25 protein-coding genes and 2 pseudogenes are annotated in these 22,562 nt (G+C 27.2%); 9 read left to right on the forward strand and 18 right to left on the reverse strand.

The features are described 5' to 3' along the window. Position 1: 1 nt before the first annotated feature. Genes AC4KN9_RS06165 through AC4KN9_RS06175 form a run of 3 tightly spaced genes read right to left on the reverse strand, consistent with a single transcriptional unit; the run spans position 2 to position 2,545 of the window. On the reverse strand, positions 2-1,057 hold the full coding sequence (locus AC4KN9_RS06165; protein ID WP_491017715.1) for an FtsX-like permease family protein: 1,056 nt from the start codon (positions 1,055-1,057) through the stop codon (positions 2-4). After that, the gene (locus tag AC4KN9_RS06170) at positions 1,054-2,325 is read right to left on the reverse strand and encodes a hypothetical protein (protein ID WP_491017716.1); all 1,272 of its coding nucleotides are present in this window, start codon (positions 2,323-2,325) and stop codon (positions 1,054-1,056) included. Before AC4KN9_RS06170 ends, AC4KN9_RS06165 begins: the two co-directional genes overlap by 4 nt. 55 nt (positions 2,326-2,380) lie before the next feature. After that, positions 2,381-2,545, reverse strand: coding sequence for a hypothetical protein (locus AC4KN9_RS06175; RefSeq protein ID WP_491017717.1), 165 nt, complete (start codon positions 2,543-2,545; stop codon positions 2,381-2,383). A gap of 279 nt (positions 2,546-2,824) precedes the next feature. On the opposite strand from AC4KN9_RS06175, the gene AC4KN9_RS06180 reads away from it, so the two are divergent. Beyond that, on the forward strand, positions 2,825-3,514 hold the full coding sequence (locus tag AC4KN9_RS06180) for an MgtC/SapB family protein (RefSeq protein WP_491017718.1): 690 nt from the start codon (positions 2,825-2,827) through the stop codon (positions 3,512-3,514). A 108-nt stretch (positions 3,515-3,622) separates the two neighbouring features. Here AC4KN9_RS06180 and AC4KN9_RS06185 read toward each other — a convergent pair whose 3' ends face one another. Beyond that, positions 3,623-4,261, reverse strand: a complete 639-nt coding sequence (locus AC4KN9_RS06185) for a phosphatase PAP2 family protein (protein ID WP_491017719.1) — start codon at positions 4,259-4,261, stop codon at positions 3,623-3,625. Positions 4,262-4,399: 138 nt separating this feature from the next. Here AC4KN9_RS06185 and AC4KN9_RS06190 point away from each other — a divergent pair. Beyond that, positions 4,400-5,478: pseudogene (locus AC4KN9_RS06190) on the forward strand (IS3 family transposase). 840 nt (positions 5,479-6,318) lie between these two features. Here the strand turns inward: AC4KN9_RS06190 and AC4KN9_RS06195 are convergent. Next, positions 6,319-6,546: a replication initiation protein gene (locus AC4KN9_RS06195; protein WP_491017720.1), complete on the reverse strand. Its 228-nt coding sequence runs from the start codon at positions 6,544-6,546 to the stop codon at positions 6,319-6,321. A 168-nt stretch (positions 6,547-6,714) separates the two neighbouring features. Between AC4KN9_RS06195 and AC4KN9_RS06200 the strand changes: the two genes are divergently transcribed. After that, positions 6,715-7,062 (forward strand): geobacillin-26 family protein, encoded by a 348-nt coding sequence (locus AC4KN9_RS06200; RefSeq protein WP_491017721.1) that lies wholly within the window; start codon positions 6,715-6,717, stop codon positions 7,060-7,062. A gap of 31 nt (positions 7,063-7,093) precedes the next feature. Here AC4KN9_RS06200 and AC4KN9_RS06205 read toward each other — a convergent pair whose 3' ends face one another. The 3 genes from AC4KN9_RS06205 to AC4KN9_RS06215 all read right to left on the reverse strand — a co-directional run bounded on the left by AC4KN9_RS06205 (position 7,094) and on the right by AC4KN9_RS06215 (position 8,175). Beyond that, complete coding sequence (locus tag AC4KN9_RS06205; RefSeq protein WP_491017722.1) at positions 7,094-7,243, reverse strand: hypothetical protein; 150 nt, start codon at positions 7,241-7,243, stop codon at positions 7,094-7,096. A 14-nt stretch (positions 7,244-7,257) separates the two neighbouring features. Next, positions 7,258-7,650 (reverse strand): hypothetical protein, encoded by a 393-nt coding sequence (locus AC4KN9_RS06210; RefSeq protein WP_491017957.1) that lies wholly within the window; start codon positions 7,648-7,650, stop codon positions 7,258-7,260. 345 nt (positions 7,651-7,995) lie between these two features. Further along, positions 7,996-8,175 carry a hypothetical protein gene (locus tag AC4KN9_RS06215; RefSeq protein WP_491017723.1) on the reverse strand — a complete coding sequence of 60 codons (180 nt, stop codon included), beginning with the start codon at positions 8,173-8,175 and terminating at the stop codon, positions 7,996-7,998. Positions 8,176-8,517: 342 nt separating this feature from the next. On the opposite strand from AC4KN9_RS06215, the gene AC4KN9_RS06220 reads away from it, so the two are divergent. From AC4KN9_RS06220 to AC4KN9_RS06230, 3 genes are read left to right on the forward strand one after another with little or no spacing between them, the layout of a single operon-like run. Further along, positions 8,518-8,700, forward strand: a complete 183-nt coding sequence (locus AC4KN9_RS06220) for a hypothetical protein (protein WP_491017724.1) — start codon at positions 8,518-8,520, stop codon at positions 8,698-8,700. Then, complete coding sequence (locus tag AC4KN9_RS06225; protein WP_491017725.1) at positions 8,663-8,938, forward strand: hypothetical protein; 276 nt, start codon at positions 8,663-8,665, stop codon at positions 8,936-8,938. Before AC4KN9_RS06220 ends, AC4KN9_RS06225 begins: the two co-directional genes overlap by 38 nt. A gap of 15 nt (positions 8,939-8,953) precedes the next feature. Further along, positions 8,954-9,259 (forward strand): hypothetical protein, encoded by a 306-nt coding sequence (locus tag AC4KN9_RS06230; protein WP_491017726.1) that lies wholly within the window; start codon positions 8,954-8,956, stop codon positions 9,257-9,259. A gap of 59 nt (positions 9,260-9,318) precedes the next feature. Here the strand turns inward: AC4KN9_RS06230 and AC4KN9_RS06235 are convergent, their stop codons facing one another. From AC4KN9_RS06235 to AC4KN9_RS06245, 3 genes and pseudogenes are all read right to left on the reverse strand, one after another. Continuing rightward, complete coding sequence (locus AC4KN9_RS06235; protein ID WP_491017958.1) at positions 9,319-9,678, reverse strand: hypothetical protein; 360 nt, start codon at positions 9,676-9,678, stop codon at positions 9,319-9,321. A 1-nt stretch (position 9,679) separates the two neighbouring features. Continuing rightward, positions 9,680-9,868, reverse strand: a pseudogene (locus AC4KN9_RS06240) (RepB family plasmid replication initiator protein); the annotation flags it as partial. A 282-nt stretch (positions 9,869-10,150) separates the two neighbouring features. Next, complete coding sequence (locus AC4KN9_RS06245) at positions 10,151-10,438, reverse strand: hypothetical protein (protein ID WP_491017727.1); 288 nt, start codon at positions 10,436-10,438, stop codon at positions 10,151-10,153. A 1,158-nt stretch (positions 10,439-11,596) separates the two neighbouring features. On the opposite strand from AC4KN9_RS06245, the gene AC4KN9_RS06250 reads away from it, so the two are divergent. The 3 genes from AC4KN9_RS06250 (at position 11,597) to AC4KN9_RS06260 (ending at position 13,928) form a co-directional block, all read left to right on the forward strand. Continuing rightward, complete coding sequence (locus AC4KN9_RS06250; RefSeq protein WP_491017728.1) at positions 11,597-12,076, forward strand: hypothetical protein; 480 nt, start codon at positions 11,597-11,599, stop codon at positions 12,074-12,076. A 19-nt stretch (positions 12,077-12,095) separates the two neighbouring features. Beyond that, complete coding sequence (locus AC4KN9_RS06255) at positions 12,096-12,452, forward strand: hypothetical protein (protein WP_491017729.1); 357 nt, start codon at positions 12,096-12,098, stop codon at positions 12,450-12,452. A 1,263-nt stretch (positions 12,453-13,715) separates the two neighbouring features. Next, positions 13,716-13,928: a hypothetical protein gene (locus AC4KN9_RS06260; RefSeq protein ID WP_491017730.1), complete on the forward strand. Its 213-nt coding sequence runs from the start codon at positions 13,716-13,718 to the stop codon at positions 13,926-13,928. A 172-nt stretch (positions 13,929-14,100) separates the two neighbouring features. Here the strand turns inward: AC4KN9_RS06260 and dnaJ are convergent, their stop codons facing one another. The 7 genes from dnaJ to lepB form a co-directional block, all read right to left on the reverse strand. Further along, complete coding sequence (gene dnaJ, locus AC4KN9_RS06265) at positions 14,101-15,219, reverse strand: molecular chaperone DnaJ (protein ID WP_491017731.1); 1,119 nt, start codon at positions 15,217-15,219, stop codon at positions 14,101-14,103. Between the two features lie 76 nt (positions 15,220-15,295). After that, positions 15,296-17,119, reverse strand: coding sequence for a molecular chaperone DnaK (gene dnaK / locus AC4KN9_RS06270; RefSeq protein ID WP_491017732.1), 1,824 nt, complete (start codon positions 17,117-17,119; stop codon positions 15,296-15,298). 53 nt (positions 17,120-17,172) lie between these two features. Beyond that, positions 17,173-17,703 (reverse strand): nucleotide exchange factor GrpE, encoded by a 531-nt coding sequence (grpE, locus tag AC4KN9_RS06275; protein WP_491017733.1) that lies wholly within the window; start codon positions 17,701-17,703, stop codon positions 17,173-17,175. Between the two features lie 2 nt (positions 17,704-17,705). Continuing rightward, a complete protein-coding gene (gene hrcA / locus AC4KN9_RS06280; protein WP_491017734.1) occupies positions 17,706-18,725 on the reverse strand; it encodes a heat-inducible transcriptional repressor HrcA in 1,020 nt (339 codons plus the stop codon). A gap of 321 nt (positions 18,726-19,046) precedes the next feature. Next, positions 19,047-20,165: a coproporphyrinogen-III oxidase family protein gene (locus AC4KN9_RS06285; protein WP_491017735.1), complete on the reverse strand. Its 1,119-nt coding sequence runs from the start codon at positions 20,163-20,165 to the stop codon at positions 19,047-19,049. A 24-nt stretch (positions 20,166-20,189) separates the two neighbouring features. Beyond that, on the reverse strand, positions 20,190-22,007 hold the full coding sequence (gene lepA / locus AC4KN9_RS06290; RefSeq protein WP_491017736.1) for a translation elongation factor 4: 1,818 nt from the start codon (positions 22,005-22,007) through the stop codon (positions 20,190-20,192). A 2-nt stretch (positions 22,008-22,009) separates the two neighbouring features. After that, the gene (lepB, locus tag AC4KN9_RS06295; protein WP_491017737.1) at positions 22,010-22,561 is read right to left on the reverse strand and encodes a signal peptidase I; all 552 of its coding nucleotides are present in this window, start codon (positions 22,559-22,561) and stop codon (positions 22,010-22,012) included. Between the last annotated feature and the right edge of the window lies 1 nt (position 22,562).

Raw genomic sequence — 22,562 nt, forward strand, 5'->3', positions numbered from 1 at the left:
ATTATCCTCTCTTATATGAATCTACTAAAGAATTCTTAAAATATTTTTTCAAATTAATAAGTATACTAATTAGTAATATTACTAAGAATACTACAAAAATCTGTATTATCGAGCTTATCCTTAAATCGTATCTTGATATTTCAAAAATACTTTTTAATATCAATGTATCATATATAGTAAATAAGAATATCGATATAATAAAGCAAGTTATATATGTCAATATAATCTCAAATAATAGCATACTGTAAAAATATCCTTTTGATATCCCACTAAATCTAAAAATAAAATATTTCTTTTTCCTACTATTTAATGTATGCGTAAAAATAAATATTAAGCAAAGTGTTGACAATATCATAATTATAGATATCATATATATCGCCGTGCTATTTGTATCTTTCGCTTTAAGAATATCATCTTTAATACTTTCAGGGTCTAAAATTTTAGAAACATTAGATACAAGTTCTTTTACTTCCTTATTAGAAAGTCCTTTTAAAGGAGCAATAGTAACTCTTTCAGCTTTTAAATTTAGTTTTTTAAATACCTCTAGATTAGTTACAAAAGAATCATCAAGCGTCAGGTCTGTAAAACCTACCACATTAAGAGTTTCTCCCATAAACTCTATATCATCCCCAATATTTATATCATTTATCATCGCATATAACATTGGCACTGCAATAACATTACCTGTAGAATTTACTGTTGGGATTTTTCCTTTTATTGGTACAAAATTATACTTATCTACTAGAAGAATTTTATTTGAAATTCTTGATTCAGACCTTATACCTACATTTTCATCATAATTTAAATTTTCAATCTCACTAGACACATTAAAGTATCTTAGTTTTTCATTACCTAATAATTTATTAATATCGTCAATATTTTCACTATTATTAAATATATATTTTCTATTATCTTTATACATTAAATTTTTTCTATTTTCCGATACCATTTTTGAAGATATTGACATCAAACATAAACAAATAGTTATAATTAAGGATACAATAAATAAGATATTTTTTTTAAAATTTTTCTTAAATTCTTTTAACATTAATCTCATAATTTTCTCCTATATCTTTTATTTATATTACTTAATGGTAGATATGCAATAATCGAAATAACTGATACTAAAAAAACAACTAGTATTATTAATTCATTTAAATATAGAACATTTTCCCCGCGTAATATAAAATCTGATAAAATTTCACTTTGAGAAATGAATTTATATTTTATGAAATCTATATTTAAAAATCCGGCTATTATATTGTATATTAATAGTGCTGCTGCTACAACTAAACTATAATATAAAAATGAAATCCAATAAATATTGGTTTTAGACATCCCATTTAAATAGTAAATACTAAATCTTCTCTCCCATATTTGTTTATTCACAATACCTATAGCAATTAATGTAAATATATTAATTACTAAAAATGAGGCGATAAGATTTAAATTGTTTTGTATAAATATTTTATCTTGCTCTTTTTGCGCTTCAAATAAAGGCTTCGATAAAGAATAGTATCCTAGCGAATTTTCTTTTACATAATTTTCAAGTTTTTTTACATCTTCATTTGTAGCTTTTTCAGAAAAGTATAATATTGTGATTTCTCCAGTTTCTATACTGTTAAACACCTTAAATTCTCTTAATTCATCTCTGTCAAGTGTAACAAATGTTGGATTTATATTATCTATATCACCTAGTAATTCACTTGCTGCAAATTCACGGGTTGAAACTATTCCTAAATTTAACATTGGTGCATTTCCACCTTCATAGTATCCCACAACCTTAAAATTAACTTCTTCTCCACCAAGATTCATTTTAACAATGGAATCTTTTATAAATCTTTTACTAAATCTTTGCTGAACAATAACTGGAATTTGATTTTTATCAAAATTTTCTCTTAGATTTATGATATCTTTTGTATATTTATTCAGTAGATTAATACTTTCTTTATCAAAAATTTCTAATACCAATACGTCACCATTATCATTATTATTAGCATCATAAAACGATTTTTTCTTTGGTGTTATTGACTTAAACATATCTTTATTGTTATTATAATATTCATATATTTTTTTCTTATCCGCTACCAAATCTTCATCATTACTTTTTATTTCTCTATTTATTTTTACTTTATATGGAAATTTCCCCATAAATATAAATGAATTAGAAATAGAAGAATTTTCCAATAATTTTTGACGATTATATTTTGTCTTAAATTTATTGTACGTAGGTATGTTTAAAAAAATCATTATAAACATTTGAAAGATAATCATGAATGTTATATATTTGTTAGCTTTATATATTGACCTTAATATTCTTAACAAATTTATTTCCTCCTATATTTTATACTTTATAGATTTAAGAACGTAAAAAAAATACTTATTTTGTTACGTTTAAATCTAGAGTTTTAATACCTTCATTATAGCTATAAGTCATCTTTTCTCGTTGATTGTATCTTTCATTTTTACTTCTTACAAATAAACTCCCACTCGATAAAATTACTAGTGATAACACAAATATTGCTATCCTTTTACTATTTTTCATTCCTACTCCTTTAAAAAATTAAAATTTTAGTTGATATATTATATTCAAAAAATTAGTGGAAGCTATTTTTTAGTACAATATAAATTCTTACTGTTATATATAATTTACGCTCTCAACATTATTATATCATGATTTTATATTTTGTTTTTTTTTTAAATTATTATGTTTTGTGGTTATTGCATACTAGATATATTTTAATCAAATAGTTTAAAATATATTTTAGTTATTAGTATCTAAAATGGTATAATGTTTTTATAAGTATTTAATATGGAGATTACAATGAATGAACTATCTATAAATGAAATTTTTATCAGACTAATTCTATCAATTATTTTTTCTGGTCTTATTGGATTTGAAAGAGAAAAAAGTCACCGAAGTGCCGGACTTAAAACTCATATTTTGGTAGGTATGGGAGCTGCAACAATATCTTTAATACAAATAAATACAATAGCCTTTGTATCTGTCTTTGCTCCAGACTCAAATGTTAAAATCGATGCTGTAAGATTAATCGCTCAAGTTGTTAGTGGAATAGGTTTTTTAGGTGCTGGTACGATTATTGTTACAAAAAGAAGTGTCACTGGTTTAACAACTGCAGCATCTATATGGTGTGTTTCAGCTGTCGGACTTGCTTTTGGTATGGGATATTATGAAATTGGTATTTTAAGTGGATTTTTAATTTTAATTGTACTAATTTTATTTAAGAGAATTTTAGTGATTCCTGGTACTCAAAAATTTGTTATAAAATTTTTATCCAGTAAAGAAAATATGGAAGAAATAGAAAGAGTAGTTGGAGCTATTGATCCTAAATTTGATATTGTTGGAATGAGTACATCAACTGAAGACGGGAAATTATATACAACTCAAGTATACAGAATAAACACAAATAAACATATATCATTTTCAGATTTAGCATGTAAATTATCTAGCTTAAAAAATATAATAAATATTAAATTTGATGAGTTTGAATAAAATAAATTCATGTAAACTATATGTTTAATATAATTTTTAATACAATATTTTAGGAGAATACTTATTTATGAATAAATAGGCATTCTCCTTTATTTATATTTTAAATACTCATTTTTTATTATCATTTTTTAACTTAAATATCCATGCAATAACAAAATAATTTACTACAGCATGTAAAATACCCGCAGGAACATCTAAAATAACATGTTGCTTTACTAATACAGTTGTTGCTGCCACTAACATTAAATAAAATATTAAAGGTATAATATATGATTTTTTTAATTTACTTTTCAATAAATAAAATGAAGCTATAAAAGTATGGCACACATGTAAAGAAGGAGCCCCCGAGTAATGATTGTCTATATTATAAGTATATTCTACTATTTTTGAAAATATATCATTTCCTAAAAGCTTTGTATCATATCTAGGCACATCCGTTTGGAAAAATATAAATATTACGTATGCCGATATTTGTGACAAAAATAGTGCCGCCACATATTTTTTGTAATTTTCTTTATTATCTCTATATAATAAAAATCCCACAATAATCAGCATAAACATAAATGTGTGATAGACAATTATTAACTCCTTAATAAAAGGAATTTTGTCATCTAAATCAATTTTTATATTTGTAGGCACGCCAAATGGTCTATTAAATACTTCAAATGTGATGGCTGAAAATATAGCAAATATAAAAATATACATTAATTTTCTATTTTTATTTATATATGTAATTATTTTTTTCATGTTTTCTCTTTCTAAATTAAATTCTATTGCTTTTTGATTTTAACATAATACTAAAAATAAAAAAAGCAATAAATAAATGGACGCCCTAAAAATATGAACTGAACCCCAAAATCCGGACACGGATGGAGGGGTTTTTTCATGTCAAAATATAGTTTAGAATGTAAAATTAAAGTAGTTAAGAAATATCTAAATGGAAAATCTGGAGGAATTGAGTTAATAGCAAGAAAATATAATATTCCTTTTGGTACTGTTAGAAATTGGATTAATTGGTTTAATGCAAATGGAATAGATGGTTTAAGAAAAAAACAATCAAACAATAAATATACTGGAGAATTTAAGCTCTCTGTAATAAAATATAGACAAATAAATAATTTGTCATACAGAGAAGCTGCAGAAAATTTTTATTTGGTTAAAATTTGCAGAATTACCAAAAAGCTCTTTCTACGAATGGAAGAAAAATAGAAAATTTTGTAGATAAAGATTTAGAAATTAAATTAAAAATTAAAGATATTGTTTCAAAAAATAAATTAAGATATGGATACAGAAGAGTATATAACAAACTAAAAGAGCAAGGTCTTGTAGTTAATCACAAGAAAGTTTTAAGAATAATGAAGGAGCTAAATTTGCTTTGCAAAAAATTTAGAAATAAATCTAGAAAATATTCTTCATACAAAGGTGAAGTAGGAAAAATAGCTGAAAACCTAATAAACAGAAATTTCTATGCAAATAAACCAAATAAAATATGGTTAACAGATGTTACAGAATTTAGATTAAGTGGTGGAGAAGAAAAACTTTATCTTTCAACAATATTAGACATTTTTAATGGAGAGATAATATCATGTTCAATTAGTAAAAATCCAACTACAGACTTCACAAACGAATCGTTAGATAATGCATTAGATAAGTTTGGAATATTAAATGGACTAGTGATTCACTCAGATCAAGGTCTGCATTACCAGAACAAATCGTGGTGTAAAAGACTGGAGAAAAGAGGAATAAAGCAAAGTATGTCTAGAAAAGGAAATTGCTTAGATAATTCACCGATGGAAAATTTCTTTGGCTTGCTGAAACAAGAAATGTTTTATGGAGAATATTTTAAAAGTTATTAACATTTGAAATTTGAAATTGAAGAATATATAAGATGGTATAACGAAGAAAGAATAAAAGAAAAATTAAACGGATTGTCTCCTATAGAATACAGGCTACAATCCGCATAAAATAAATATTAAATTTTGTACGTGTTTACGGGTTCAGTTCAGTTCTTTTTCGTATTCTTTTTTTTATTTCTTTTTCTGTTGAAATATATTTACTGCGTCCAGAAATATTTTTCAAAATCGTTTCTCTTAAGTATAAATTTGCCATGGTAAAAAATCTTTTTCATGTATATTCGTATATTAAGATTATTGCACTCCCCTTCACTACTTTTGTGTATTTGCTAAAAAAATGCAGAGAAATTTCCCTGCATTTTTATCATTACTAATATGTAATATATATTTTTTTATGAAGTTATAGTATAAATATCGCTGTTAAAAAACCAGCTATTGCAAGAATAGCGTACCAAAAAATTTTCTTTTTTTCCATAAAACCTCCTTTTTGTTACAGGACTGTCCTGGAGCATAGTGATCACATCTAGGGTTTTCTAAATTGTCTTTAGAGTTTTTTGCTAAAGATACACTTGGCATTAAAAAGTTAAATATGAACAATAAAGCTAAAATACTAGATATGTGTTTTTTGCATTTTCTTATTTGAATTTCCTAATTTAATATACAACCTATTACATATTAACAATGATTCTTATTCTAAGATACGATATGAATAATAAAAAATCTACAATTCTTCAACATCGATTTGTACTTCAATGTTTTTTATTTCCTCATCTTCATAAATAGGTAACGGCTGTCTAAATCTTCGTTCAATAAAAGCCATTCGCTCTTCTTTAGTCATTCTGTTATCTTTAGTAGCTAGACTGTCTTTAGGTGGTAAATCATAGTTTTTGCTTTAGATTTTTTATTATATTTCCCATTAATCCATTGTTGATTACTTGACTTTTGAGGCTCTCAGGTAAATTTATAAGCAATAATCGGTGTCGCCTTAGCATTTTTCTTTATTGCTTTAACTTTTAACAAGTTGAAATATTGTGGCAATTCTTTTTGAATAGGTTTAATGACTTGTCTATTTATAGCACTTGTATTATAAGATTTAGGAATATCAAGCAATTTTCTAAATTGCTCAATTTTGAATTCTTTTTCTCCTAAAGATTTCCACTGTTTTAATATTCGATACATAGTTTTTGAATATCACCTTACCTACAACGTAAAATCGCTTGTGGCATATCTTTTTTGCAAGCCTTACCTCTGTCTTTTGGGGGTAACCCATAAATCCCTCTTGTATGTCTTTTAGGAGTAGCCTTATAATTAGTTTCATATTCAGAGTAGATAAAATGGACATGACGGGTGTTAATAAAACCTGGTAGACATATATTTAATTGGGAGTATTTCGAAACTACAGAAACATCAAAAAATAGATTTTATTTAGATAGTTTTAAACAGGAAGTTGATAAACTTGATTCTATCGAGAAAAAATTAATAGCTTCAGTAGGAGTTACTACCCTTTCTGCTATTGCAGCAGCAGCAGCAGGTGCAGGTGCAATATTTACTGGGGGAACTTTATCTACAGCAGCATGGGCTAGTATAGCCTCAACAGCAGGTGCAGGAGCTGTTTCTGTGAACTTGCTTATAGACTATAATCGAATATGTAAAGATGCTTATTATTACTATATGAAAGTGTGGAACTTAGAATAAAAAAAGACCTCAGGGTCTTTTTTTTATTCGTTTATTCTCTACTAAGCAAAAATCCTAACAAAATACATCCGACTAAAAAAAATCCTACATTTAATAGATTTATTTTTTTTAATAACAAGTTTCCTAAAGTTGCTCCTCCTAATATAGCTATAGTAAGTTTTATAAGATTTTTTTTGCTCATATTTTCCTCTTTCTTTACAATTCTTCCATATCAACTTGGCCGTCAATATTTTCTATTTCTTCAAATTCTTCATCATGTTTATTTATTGGTAATCTTTGTTTCATTTTTCTATTTACAAAGTCTAAACGCTCTAGTTTAGTCATTCTATTATCTTCATCATCTAATGATTTAGGTTTAGATTTTTTATTATATTTGTTAGGAATATATTGAACTTTAGAAAGTTGTTTTTGCCAAACAAATCTATACGCTATTACTGGTGTACCTTGTGTATTTTTCTTTATTGCTTTAATTTTCAATCCAGTAAAATACTGTGGTAATTCTTTCTGAATAGGAGTTATTACTTGCCTATTTATAGAACTTGTATTATAGGACTTTAATATATCTAATAATTTTCTAAATTGCTCAATTTTGAATTCTTTTTCTCCTAAAGATTTCCATTATTTCAAAATTCGATACATTGTTTTTGAATATCACCTTTTTAAATTCTCAGAATTACGTTAGGATTGTCTTTTTTACACGTTTTTCCAGTTGTTTCATCAACATACATATCTCTTTTGTAGATTTTAGGTTTTAACTCCTTGTTTATTTCCCTTTCTGAAAACAGCAGATGCATATGTAAATTAGTGTGTGACTTATTCCAGTGGACAGCATATTCGTAGTCACAATCAAAACCTAGCAGATTAGTCGCTAACAGTCCTTAATCTAGTATCATCATCTAAATCATTGGGCAGAGCTATTACCAGCTCCCTAGCTTAATTATTAGCCATATCTGTACGTTTATTCTTATCTTCAAAGCCAACATAGTCCTTCCAATCAAAGTCTCTATTCTTAGAGTGTAAGACTATATATTCTTGTCTTTTTTCGCTTGAAATGTAATCACTTCTGCCAACTACATTTGATATTTTTGTCTGTCTGGAATATACATTAGCCACGGCGTTTCACTTCCTTTTTTCTAGTAAATATATCATACAATAATTTCTAGCTCTCTTCAAGAGAGCGTAAATACACACTTAGGGATTTTTGACCTTCAGTCTCTATCCTATAAGTGTGTATTTACTTTAAATTACATAGTGAAGAAGAAAACGTTGACATAGATGATAAAGTATCATAATATATAAGTGTAAAAACAAAAAAAATAGTGACGAAAGAAAATGCAGTAAATGAAATAAAAACATTTATCAAACAGGAATTTTGACATAAAGAGAGAAGTCGAATCTATACAAAGTAAAGACTATGCTTTCGAATACACTTATCAAGTATTAGAAGGTTCAAAAATGTTCTATTACTCAAATGAAGACAAATCAATAAATGGATTTATTGAAGTAAATTCTGATAATTATGTAGTTTATGAGTTTTCTTATGATTCAAAAGGTCAAATTGAGTCTGGTGTTTTAAGAGATTCAAATAAATCAGTTGAGTATGATAAAGATAATGGAATTACAAAAAAAATCAAATAGCGAAACAAAAGTATCTTCAAACAAATTAAGAGTAGCTGCTACTGCCTCATCTCAATATTCTAAATCAAATGATAGAACAGTTTCACTTGTTTGTGGACTATTGATGACTTATTCAGGTTGGTCACTAAATCAAATATCTGCTTTAGTATTAAAAGGATTAGGAGCAGGACCTGTAGGATTGGGAGCTGTAGCTTTATTATTTACATTAGGTACAAATTACGCTTCAACTTATTGTTAATATTAGGAGAAACTAATGAAAAAAAACAGAAATGAAAATATAGATATAAAAAAAACATTATTGAGTTTTAATATATTTTTAGTTTTAGTTTTTATTTTTAGGATTATTATTAACAGAGACAAGTTTACAGACATAGTACCAACCTATACAGCCATATTGTTAAGCGTAAATATATCTTTTTTAATAATTTATAATTTAATTATTAAAAAAAATTCTAAAGATGATGAAATTATAAGTAGTATTAAATTGATAGTGTTTTCGGCACCTTTAGTTGTTTTGTTAGGGATTTTATTTTTTAATATTTTTATAAAAATAATGTAAAAACGAAGGGAGGTTATTTCCTCTCTTCATTTTTTTTATAATTTTTCAACATCAATCTGTCAATTTATATTTTCGATTACTTCTTCACGTTTTATGATTGGTAACCTTTGATCTATTTTTTTATTTTCAAAATCTAATCGTTCTTGTTTAGTCATTCGATTATCTTCATCAGCTAAATTTTTAGATTTATATTTTTTGTTATATTTCACTTTTATAAATTTATTTCCCGATAACTGTTTTTCCAAAGTGAGCTTATAAGCTATTACTGGTGTACCTTGTGTATTTTTCTTTATTGATTTAACCTTTAGTCCATTGAAATATTGTGGTAATTCTTTTTCAATAGGTTTAATAACTGCTCTATTTATAGCACTTGTACTATATGATTTAGGAATATCAAGCAATTTTCTAAATTGTTCAATCTTAAACTCTTTTTCTCCTAATCATTTCCATTGTTCCAAAATTCGATACATTGGTTTTTGAATATGTAGATTTAAGGCTTGTAAATTCTGCTAATTCATATACTATAAAATTAGCAGTTAGTTTATTAACTATATATTCAAACATAGGTGCTACTTGAACATCAAGAGTTCTATCATTAGTATTAAACTCGAAATAATAAAATAATTACTTATACTGCACATTTTATGCTTATAATTGCACATTTCGCTCTTATAACTCTTCTGTGATTAAGTGAAATTTCCATTTTAACCCTTTAAAACATTTAAAAGATATATAAAAGTGGAAAAGAAAAAACACTATATTTTACACTATATTTTTAAATGTTTTTTAACAAGATATAAAGGTCAATTCGCTAACGTAAATTTCCATTTTTTTATTTCTAAAAAGTAGATATAAAAAAAAATAATAATAAAAATTAATAAGATTATTCTCTTATTTAACTTCATATGCAGCACTGTAGTTATCATAACTTCCCTCGATGTAATATGGTTTAGTTGTCAAATTACAATAAATATCCATGCTCGACTTTTTGCCTATTGTTTTAGCCCAAACTTTTCCGGCAACTAATTTAATTTTTTTATTTACGATAGGTCCCCATGTGATAGATACTGTTTCTGCTTTTGATCCTACATAATCTAATTCAAAATTAACTTTACTTTTACCGATTATGATATTTGATTCTCCTAAACATATTTTAGCTTTTCTGTTAATGTTAGTCAATACATTTGAATAAGAAAATAGTTAATAGTTATTCTTATTTTTTCTTCTTTCATAAATTATCCCTTTCTAAAAATTATAGATATAGTCTATTTTTAATCTTGTATAATAATTCGGTTTGTATATACAAAGACCATAAATTCCTAAAACAATCTTTAATTTTTTTAAATCTGGGCAAGACCGGTATTTGTATATACAAAGGTTTTTTATACAAATACTACAGCATTCTTATGTTTTTCTTGTTGTGGAATTCCCCAAGCCCCTTTTTTTGAAAAATTATAATAATTCAAAAAAATTTTAGTGATTTATACGTATTTTTTGACGTTTTTTCATAAAAAAATCAAAATAAACGGAATGTCCCCTGTTATGTACAGATTACATTCCGATTAAAATATTATTAAATTATTCCGTGTTTACGGGTTCAGATCATTAAGAATAATCTTTTAATTTTTTATATAATTCTTTCCAGGTTTTTTTAATATTATTATTCATATATAAAATATTTTAATATGAAAAAAGTAATTACAGACACAATTATTCCATCAATAATCTTATTTAAACTAAAAAAATCTAAGCCTTTTGAAATAAAAAGAAAATTTAATATTAATGTAATTGAAATAGATATTAACAAGTATAATAAAGAATTTTTTCTATATTGCAGATATTTATTATAATAAATATTAGAACACATTATAATAAATAACGGTACAGTATTTTGCAAAGAAAAGTTATAATAGTTTAATAAAAAATATAAAAATATTGAAAAAGATACAATTAATATATATTGTGTTTCTTTTTTCATTATTCTACCCTTTCTATAATATTAAAAACTTTTGGATATTCTACTCGTTTTTTATCTTCATTTTTCTTCCTAAATTTTTTTGTTAAAAATATTATAAATTTTTTATTCAACAATGTCAACGTTTTCTTTTGTTTTCTATTTACACAATATATACTCTTATGGATTTTTGTTCTTACGAACTACCTCTATAAGCATATATATCGCGATATAAATTAGTATAGAGAAAACGTTGACATAAAAGATTGAATTATTTATAATGATATTAAGTCGTGACTTAATATTATGATAATACAAAAAAACTTAATAAAAAAAAGAGGTATATTTTATTAAAAAGGTTAAAGAAAATAGTATGCTTGATAATGGTAACTCTTTTAATCCTTAATTCAATGGGGATGACTTTTGCTCAAGAAGAAAAATCTGAATACAATGAAAGTGAAGTACAAAAAATTCTACAAGAAACCTTAAATTTAATAAATTTAGTAGGAAAGCATTTTGATTTTGATGAAAATGATAAATTAATATTGAATATTAGTGACAAAGAATTAATAACACGATATAATTTAAATAATTCTGATCTAGAAGAACTTCATAGAATTATCGCTATAAAAAATTCAAAAATAAATAAAAAAATAACAAAAAACGTGAAGAATAATGTAACTATACAAAGAGCCTCAGGCTCCTATATAGGAACTATTGGTGGCGTGATTACAGGAATGTTCGGAACAGCTTTTTTTGCTGATATGGCTATGAAAATTATAGGAGCTATAGAGTCTGGTAAAGGTATAGCGATATATACTGTATGGGCGTTTCCACCAGTTGAAATTGCTATAGATAGATAATACATTTAAGGAGAATATTATGAAAATATATAGAACTGGTTTAGTAGGTGCTCTATCTACAGTAATGTCAATACTTGTTTTTTCTCAAATAAGAAGTAACTTTAACGTAGAACACCCAGCTGTTTTTTACAGATCACATTTAATATTTATAATCTTATTTGTGTTTTTAATAATAAAAACTATTATAGATATATGCGATAAAAAAAATAAAACCTTTTCTTTACTAGATGTTGTAAGGACACTAATAATTAGCTCTATTATGTATTATTTAGCTATAAAATTTTCTGCTAAATATATTTTTGCCTGTATTGTTATTTTAGGCACGATTGAAGTTTTTGTCACAAGATATAAAGCAGGATTAGTAAAGAAAATGTAAAAAAAGAACAGTTATAATCTGAACCCCAAAATCCGTATTCCGGATTTTGGGGTTCAGATTAATTCCTGGTTTTTTATTTTGATTTCCTTCAAAATAATTACTTAATTTTCACCTACAAGTATTATATAAGAAATTATAAAACACTTAAATTTTACGTTCTTAAATCTTTATTTCAAAGATTATTAAATCACACTCATTCAAATTAGACCTACAGTAAAATCAACCATAACTCTTTTTACGTGTTTCTTAGTATAAAAATTATTTTATTAATGATTTTGACAATTAGTATTTTTTAGAATCTATAAAACTTATATTTATTTTATTATTTTCTTAATCCAATTAATTATTTTATTAAAATTAATGATTATTAAAATAATTATTATTAATATTAAAATGAATCCTATAATTGTATTTTTCATGGCTTACCTCCAATGTATAACAAGTTTTGTGCCTTCTATTCTGGCTCTAACGCCTCCAGTCCAACTTGGACCGCCTACCCATGGTAAAGCTAAATTAAAATTTATAAAATATGTCGCTTGTTTATTAGAATCTAAAGTTAAATTATCTGAAACAGAAGATATTAAGATAAAATGCCATTAACCGTAAACTTTTGTAATATTATAGTTTCTAATATCAATTTTAAATCCTGCATTAGCAACTCCTGCTTTTATATACTTCATAAGTTCCGTTAGAAACTTTATCTCTAGTATGCCAAACAGACCAAGAAGCATAAGGTGTAATTAAATTTCTATCCTCTTTATTGTCATCTTCAAGTTCAGATATTTTTTTACGGTTATAGAGCCGGTACTACCGTCAGATAGTATAATTTTTTTACTTTCAGATTCTCCAACTGAAAGATTTTCAATCTCTAAAGAGATTTTATTACTATAAGAATTTGAATTTATATCTAATAAATTCTCATCAGCTTTTGCATATGTATTAACGTAAATACTGAAGAGAACATCAATGCAAAAATTATATGTTTTTTAATTTATTTTTTATTTCACAGCTCCTTTAACGTGTACTTAAATCTTCAATAAAATAATTTCATAAATATTATATCACAATATTTATGGAAAGAAAATATTTTCCAAAAACAAAAATAAAAATATAAAAATAACAATATAACAGTTGTTTTCGTTGTGTAAAAAAAGAGTGAACGTTTTCATATCTCTTGTACTATTAGAGTGTTTAAATTATTTTATAATTCTTCAACATCAATCTGGCTATTTATATTCTCGATTAATTCTTCACGTTTTATGATTGGTAATCTTTGATCATTTTTTATTTGCAAAATCTATTGAAATTATTGGGAAACAAAGTTTTGTAGATGAAATATCTAGAAAAAAAAATAAGTTTAAAGGTGTTTGCGAACTTAAATGTAAAGCAAATGAAATAGAGATGCAACTTTTTAATAAATACAATTTAACAGAAGATGAAAGAAATCATATAAAATCATTGATTAAAGATATGTAGCAAAATCGGCTGTGAGTTAAAATTCTCACAGCCGTTTATCTTGCCCGTTAAATACTCTCTAAATCAGTTTTTCTAAAATACCTAATTCAATAAGACATTAGGTGTTATTCTTTCAAAATATTTTGTATAAAAAATATATATAAAAACAATAACTAAGTAATTCATATATGAATTATTCAAACCAATCTTTTATTTTTTCAAAAAATCCCTTTTCCGTTTTTACATCTTCTCCAGAAATCTCTGCATATTCTTTTAATTTTGTTTTTTGTTCGTGTGTTAATTTTTTAGGGACAACAATTTTTACATCAAAATATAAATCACCTTTACGACCAGACCTTACGTCTTGCATACCTTCGCCTTTTAACTTAAATCTATCGTCATTTTGTGTACCTGCTGGAATATGAAAATCTCTCTTACCTTCTAATGTTGGTATTTCAATGTCATTTCCTAAAGCCGCAGTGGCGTAAGATATTGGCAATTCATAAAATATATCATTATCATATCTCTTAAATATTTCATGTTCCTGAACATCAACAACGATATATACATCTCCTGATTGCCCACCATTTTTACCATCATGACCTTGACCTCTAACAGGAATTATATCACCGCTTGATATTCCTGAAGGAATCTTTACTTTTATTTTTGAAGTTTTTACCGTTCTACCTTCTCCATGGCAAGTTTCACATTTTTCCTCAAACTCCACACCTGAACCATTACAATTTGGACAAGTGTGCACAGAAGAAAATTGTCCAAATGGCGTATTTTGTGTAGTTGTAACTTTACCTGAACCTCTACACTTAGAACATTTTTTCTTTTCTTTTCCCGGTTTTGCTCCATCACCATCACAAGTACTACAGGTTTTATATCGCTTAAATTCTACTTCTTTTTCAACACCTATCACCGATTCTCTAAATGATATATTTACTCTAAGCTGAATATCTTCACCACGCTTTGGAGCATTTGGATCTTCTCTATATGAACGACTACGGCCTCCACTAAAGAAGTCTGAGAATAAGTCTGAGAATATATCTCCCATATTACCTGAGAATCCTGAAAATCCTGCATTTGGATCAAACGCAGCATCTCCATATCTGTCATATTTCGCTCTATTTTCTTCATCTCCAATTATTGAAAATGCTTGATTTATCTCTTTAAGTTTCTCTTGTGCTTCTTCATCTCCTCCATTTAAATCTGGATGATATTTTTTAGCTAATTTTCTATATGCTTTTTTTATTTCTTGTGCCGATGCGTTTTGGTCAACGCCTAACACTTTATAAGGATTGTCCATTTTACCACCTTAATCTCAATTAAAAAGGGGAGATTGCTCCCCTATTTATATATTTATATATTTATATATTTATATTTTAATTGTCTTTTTCTTCATCGTCAACTACTTCATAGTCAGCATCTACAACATCATCTTGTTGTGCTTGATCTTGAGGATTTTGTTGACCTGTATCTGCATATAGTTTTTCACTCATTTTGTGTAATTCTTGAGTTAAAGCATTTGTTTTAGCTTTAATTTCCTCAACATTTTCTGAGTCTAAAACTGATTTTAATTCATCTTTTTTGCTTTCAATTGCTGATTTTTCTTCATCACCAATCTTGCCATCAAGATCTTTTAATGTTTTTTCAATTTGGTAAACGATACTTTCACCTTGATTTTTTGCTTCGATAAGTTCTTTTCTCTTCTTATCTTCTTCAGCGTGAGCTTCAGCATCTTTAACTCTTTGGTTGATTTCATCTTCTGATAAATTAGCTGATGCTGTTATTGTGATTTTTTGTTCTTTGCCTGTACCTAAATCTTTCGCAGATACATTTACAATACCATTTGCATCAATATCAAATGTTACTTCTATTTGAGGTACTCCTCTTGGTGCTGCTGGAATATCTGTTAATTGGAAATTACCAATCATTGTATTATCAGCTGACATTTGCCTTTCACCTTGCAACACTTTAATATCTACTGAAGTTTGATTATCTGCTGCTGTTGTAAATATTTGTGATTTCTTTGTAGGAATTGTAGTATTTCTTTCAATCAATACTGTTGTAACATTACCCATAGTTTCAATACCTAATGATAGCGGAGTAACATCCAATAGTAATAAATCATTTACATCACCTGAAAGAATAGCACCTTGTACCGCTGCACCTAAAGCTACAGCTTCGTCTGGATTTATATCTTTTTGAGGTGCTTTACCAGTTAACTTTTTAACTGCCTCTGCAACTGCTGGAACTCTTGTTGAACCACCAACTAAAAGAACTTTATCTACTTCTGACGCTGATAATCCAGCATCTTTTAACGCATCCTTAACTGGTATCAATGTTTCTTCAATTAAATCTTCAATTAAACTTTCAAATTTTGTTCTTGAAATGTCCATATTTAGGTGAGCTGGTTGTCCATTTACTGCTGTTATAAATGGAAGATTGATTTGAGCATTCATTGCAGATGATAATTCTTTTTTAGCTTTTTCTGCTGCATCTTTTAATCTTTGTGCTGATGTTTGATCCGCAAGTAAATCCACTCCATTTTCTTTTTTGAATTCTTCATTAATGTATTTCATTAATCTTTCATCAAAGTCATCACCACCAAGTCTGTTATTACCTCTTGTAGCCATTACATCAATAACTCCGTCAGCAACTTCTAATATAGAAACATCAAAAGTACCACCACCTAAGTCAAATACCATTATTTTCTTGTCTTCATTTTCTTTTTGCATACCATATGATAATGCTGCTGCTGTTGGTTCGTTAACAATTCTTTTTACTTCTAAACCAGCTATTTTACCAGCATCTTTAGTTGCTTGTCTTTGTTCATTTGTAAAGTAAGCAGGCACAGTAATTACAGCCTCTGTTACTGTTTCTCCTAAATATGCTTCTGCATCAGCTTTAATTTTTTGCAATGTCATTGCAGAAATTTCCTCTGGTGAATATGATTTATCATCAATATTTACTTTATAATCTGTACCCATTTCTCTTTTAATAGACGCAATAGTTTTTGCTGGATTCATGATCGCTTGTCTTTTAGCTGTTTCACCAACTAATCTTTCGCCATCTTTTGTAAACGCAACAACTGATGGAGTTGTTCTATTACCTTCAGCATTAGGGATTATAGTTGCTTGTCCACCTTCCATAACTGCTACTGCTGAGTTTGTTGTACCTAAATCTATACCAATAATTTTACCCATTATATATCTCCTTATTTCTTTATTTTACTTAATTTTATCTATCTATCTTAAATTTATTTTGAAACCTTTACCATAGCCGGTCTTATCACTTTATCTTTTAACTTATATCCTTTTTGGAATGTCTCTAGAATGTGATTTTCTTCAACATCATCACTTTCTTCTGCAAAAACTGCGTGATGTAAATTCGCATCAAATTGAGTATTATCTGATTTTATTTCTTCAACTCCTTCTTTTTCTAATACAGAGTCTAGTTCATCTTTAATCATTTTTATACCTTCAACAAATGAGTTTTCTTCTTCAACATCTTTAAGTGCTCTATCAAAATTATCACTTATATTTAATAACTTAATTATTAAGCTTTCTGATGCATATTTGTATATATCTTGTTTCTCTTTTTCATTTCTTCTTTTATAATTTGCAAAATCAGCCTGCAATCTAGTTAGAGAATTTTTTAATTTCTCTATTTCCTGATTTACTTCGTTATCTCTATTCTCTTCTTTTTCTACTTTTTCATCTGCTTCTTCGAGAATTTCTTCTTCTACTTTCTCATCTTTTATTTTTTCATCTAAATTTTCTTCTGCCATGACTACCTTCTTTCTATATGACCATTGATATATTTGTTGACTAATATGATATCCGAAATAATTTTGTCATATTTCATGCTATTTGGGCCTAGTACGCCAATCTTACCTTTAATCCCTTGAGAGTTTCTAAATATAACTGTAATAATACTAAATCCTTCAAAATATTCAATTCCAATTTCATCTCCAATAAATATCTGTAAATCTGTCAACATGTCACGTGATAATAGATTCATAAAAACATTTTCATTTTTTAATTTATTTACAATCTCCTGATTACCAACAACACTTTCATCGTTATATACAAATACATTTCCTACACCTTCAAATATAATTCTTGCATTTGAATTGGTTTTAATTGTTTTTGAAATAATCGGTATTATCTCATTTAATATATTATGCTTCATACTTAATACTTCATAAATATCTGTTTGTAGCATATTTATAATATCTTTATGAGTTAAGTCTATCAATGTTGAGTTTAATAGACTATTTATTAAGTCAATAGTATTTTTGTCAACAGGTGATTTAAGCCTTATCGTGTCATTTATAACCTCTTTAGAATTAAAGATATAAATGATAACTAAATCCTTTGGACTTAGAAAAACGATATTAATATATTTCAAATATATGCTACTTTGTTTAGGTAGCATTGCAAATGATGTATAATTTGTGATTGCCGCTAACATCTTTGTTGCATTTCGGATAATATTATCAAATTCGTTGGACTCTTTAAGCTCCTGCATATTAAATAATCTTTGCGGACCTCTTTCAAAAGGAATCTCATTAGACAATAATGAATCAACATAATGTCTATATCCTGAATTTGATGGCACTCTACCAGAAGATGTGTGTAGTTTTTTCAAATATCCCAAATCTTCTAGATCACTCATTTCATTTCTAATAGTCGCCGCACTAATTCCAATATTAGGATTTTTAGATAGCGACCTTGAACCAACTGGCTCTTTTGAGTCAATGTATGACTTGATTATTGAATTTAATATTTTAATTTTTCTATCATCCATACTGACTCCTTTATTCATTTTATTTAATTAAGAAATTAAATTTTATCTTAATTTTTATTCTTTTACTTTTTGTTGTCACTCGACTCCTTTGAGTGCTAATACTATTATAAGGGCATTTTTATTTTTTGTCAAGTATAATATTAAATTTTTATAAAGCTGATATTTTCAATACTTTCAAAATAATTCACAAAATTTTTACGAATTATTGATTTATTTTTTTTTAATTTATAGCCAGAATTATTAATATTCTATAACTATTTTTATCAAAAAAGCAACTAGTTTTAAACCAGTTGCTTTTATTAAAATTATATTAAAATTTCATCACACTATATCTACGAAAAATCTATTAGATTGATAAATTCCAGAATCAGTAAATCTTATTCTGTTTCCCTTTCTTTCAATAACTCCGTCTTCATAATATTTTTTCAATGTTTTTTCATATTTTTTTAGAAAATCTATTGAAAATCTTCTATTAACAAAGTCAATATTAACCCCATCTCGTAAGCCCATTTTGGAAATTATATAATTTTTTTCCATTTCTTCATTGCTTAACTCTTCTTTTTCAAGTATCGGCTTTTCATTTTTACTTATCGCATTAAAATATTTCTCAAAGTCAATATGGTTTTTATATAGTCTATTTCCTATTAGTCCACTAGCTCCAAGACCTACACCCATATATTCTTTAAGATTCCAGTATTTTTGATTATGATATGATTTTTTATCCCCTTTTACAAAATGATTTATTTCGTACTGATTGTATCCTGAATTTTCTAATTCTTTTTGAATCATTTCTAGCATATCTGCTTCTAAGTTTTCCATTGCTTCTATTTCATCTTTTGAATGATATATGACATCTATGTCTTCATCATTTCTGCATGAATAGTAAGAAATATGTGGGAAATTAAATTTTTTTACTTCATCTAGATCATTTTTCAACATTTCTAAGTTTTGATCAGGATAAAGCAAAAACATATCTGCATTTATATTTGTTATCCCAAACCTTTTCAGTAATTTTGTAATTCTCTTTATATCTTTATCGGTATGATCTAATTGTAAATTTTTTATTCCTTGCTTATTTACAGTGTAAACTTTTAATGAATACCTATTAAACCCTGCCGCTACATAATCATCGATTCTAAAATCTGGTATTATCGGATTTATTTCAATCGTTTTTTCACACGCTGGTTCTACATTATATATACGGTTAATGAAGTTCATTAAATCCGTTATAAAATCAGAGCCTACGGCAGAAGGATTTCCTCCTCCCACATAAATAGAATCTATTAAAAAATCATCTTTTACTCTAAGTAGTAGTTCTTTTTTTAAATTGTCAAAATATTTTTTAATGCAGAAATCCTTGTTATAAAAAGATAATGAATTTCTAACATTATGTTTATAAATTCTAAACGGAATATGAATATACAATCCGATTCGTCTCATAATAACTCCTATGTTTAAGCAATTTTATTTTTCATCGCCTTCATCATATTTGAGTACAGCAAGGAAAGCATCTTGCGGCACCTGCACCGTACCAACTGAACGCATACGTTTTTTACCTTCTTTTTGCTTTTCAAGAAGTTTTCTTTTTCTAGAAATATCTCCACCATAACATTTTGCTATAACGTCTTTTCTAAAGGCTCTAACTGTTTCTCTAGCAATAACTTTTTGACCAATAGCTGCTTGAACCGGTATAGCAAATTGATGTTTTGGAATTTCATCTTTAAGCTTGCTTGCTATTTTTCTTCCTCTTTCATAAGCCTTCTTTTCATGAACTATTATAGAAAGAGCATCTACAGATTCTCCATTCAATAAAATATCCAATTTTACTAAATCCGACTTTACATATTCCTTAAATTCATAATCAAATGAAGCGTAACCTCTTGTCTTTGATTTTAATGCATCAAAGAAATCGTAAATTACTTCGTTAAGTGGTAGTGTGTATGTGATGGTAACTCGATTTTTATCTAAATATTGCATATCGACAAACTCACCTCTTCTGTCTTGACAAAGTTCCATGATTGCACCAATATATGTTTCTGGCACCATAATTGAAGCTGTAACCATAGGTTCTTCAACATAATTGATTTTTGTTTGTTCAGGAAAGTCAGTAGGATTTTGTATATCTCTCACTTCACCATCATTCATATGAACTTTATAAATTACGGAAGGTGCTGTTGCTATAATATCCAAATCAAATTCTCTATCTAGTCTTTCTTGAATAATTTCCATATGCAAAAGACCTAAAAATCCCGTTCTAAAACCGTATCCTAAAGCAGCCGATGTTTCCGCTTCAAAATCAAGTGACGCATCATTTACTTTCAACTTTTCAAGTGCATCCCTTATATTGTTATAAGATTCGCCCTCTGCTGGGTATAATCCAGAATATACCATTGGTGTCGCCTTTTTATAGCCGGGCAATGCTTCTTTTGCGGGATTTTGTAGACCAGTTATAGTGTCACCAACTCTAGCTTGTTTGATATTTTTAATTGATGCAACTACATATCCTACATCACCGGAATTAATTTCATCAGTCTTCACTTCACCCTTTATAGAGTATCCAACTTCTGTAACTTCAAATTTTGCTCCAGTTGACATCATTTTAATTTCCATTCCCGGATATATTTTTCCCTCAACTACTCTTACATACATTACAACCCCTCTATAAGAGTCGTAGTAAGAATCAAAAATTAATGCCTTTAGTGGAGCTTCGTCATCCCCCTCAGGTGCTGGAATATTTTTAACAATTGATTCTAAAACATCTCCAATATTTAATCCATCTCTGGCAGAAATACATGGGATGCCTTCTGTGTCAAAACCTAATATTTCTTCAATCTCTTCTTTTACTTCTTCTATTCTAGCTGAAGGTAAATCAATTTTATTAATCACCGGAATAATTTCCAGATCCTGCTCTATTGCTAAATATGTATTAGCTAAGGTTTGTGCTTCAACGCCTTGTGTAGCATCTACTATGAGTAGGGCTCCTTCACATGCTTGTAAAGATCTCGATACTTCATAATTGAAGTCGACGTGTCCAGGGGTATCTATCAAATTTAGATTGTATCTTTTTCCGTCTTTTGCGTCATAATAAATTTTTATAGCTTTCAATTTAATTGTGATACCACGCTCTCTTTCCAAATCCATGTCATCGAGTAGTCTATCACTCATTTCTCGCATAGTCACAGCACCTGTTTCTTCAATTAATCTGTCGGCAAGAGTCGATTTACCATGATCTATGTGTGCTATTATTGAAAAATTTCTTATATCTTCTTTTTTACGTCTCATATTTACCTTTCTGAATTAAAGTTATGTATCACTTTCCCTTTAATTTGATCTATTCTTATCGTTCCAAATATTCTTGAATCTTTCGAAGAATTTTTATCTCTATTATCTCCCAGTACAAAATATTGATTTTCTTTTATAAACCATTTATTTTGAGAATAAAATTCTGTCTTTTTGCCATTTGTATATTCTTCGTTTTTTTGAACACCATTTACTATCACCTTGTCATTCACTATTTCTACAACATCTCCTGGTACAGCAATAATTCTCTTTAGATAGTATCTTTCGTCTACTCCTTTAAAGTATACAATGTCTTCCACATTTATATTCGAAGTTTTTATACCTATTTTTTTAACTAAAATTTTATCATTTTCAATTAGGGTGTTTTTCATTGAATCGCCTTCTACTGTTATGACCGAAATGACAAATTTGTCTATCATAAAAACTAATAACACTCCTATTATTGCGACCAATATAAATATTTTAGTTGAATTAAAATATTTATATCTTTTCTTTTTTTTTCTAATTATTCTTTTTTGTTTTAATCTATCGTCCACT

It is taken from the genome of Helcococcus sp. SA-HE-C1 (assembly GCF_985670335.1).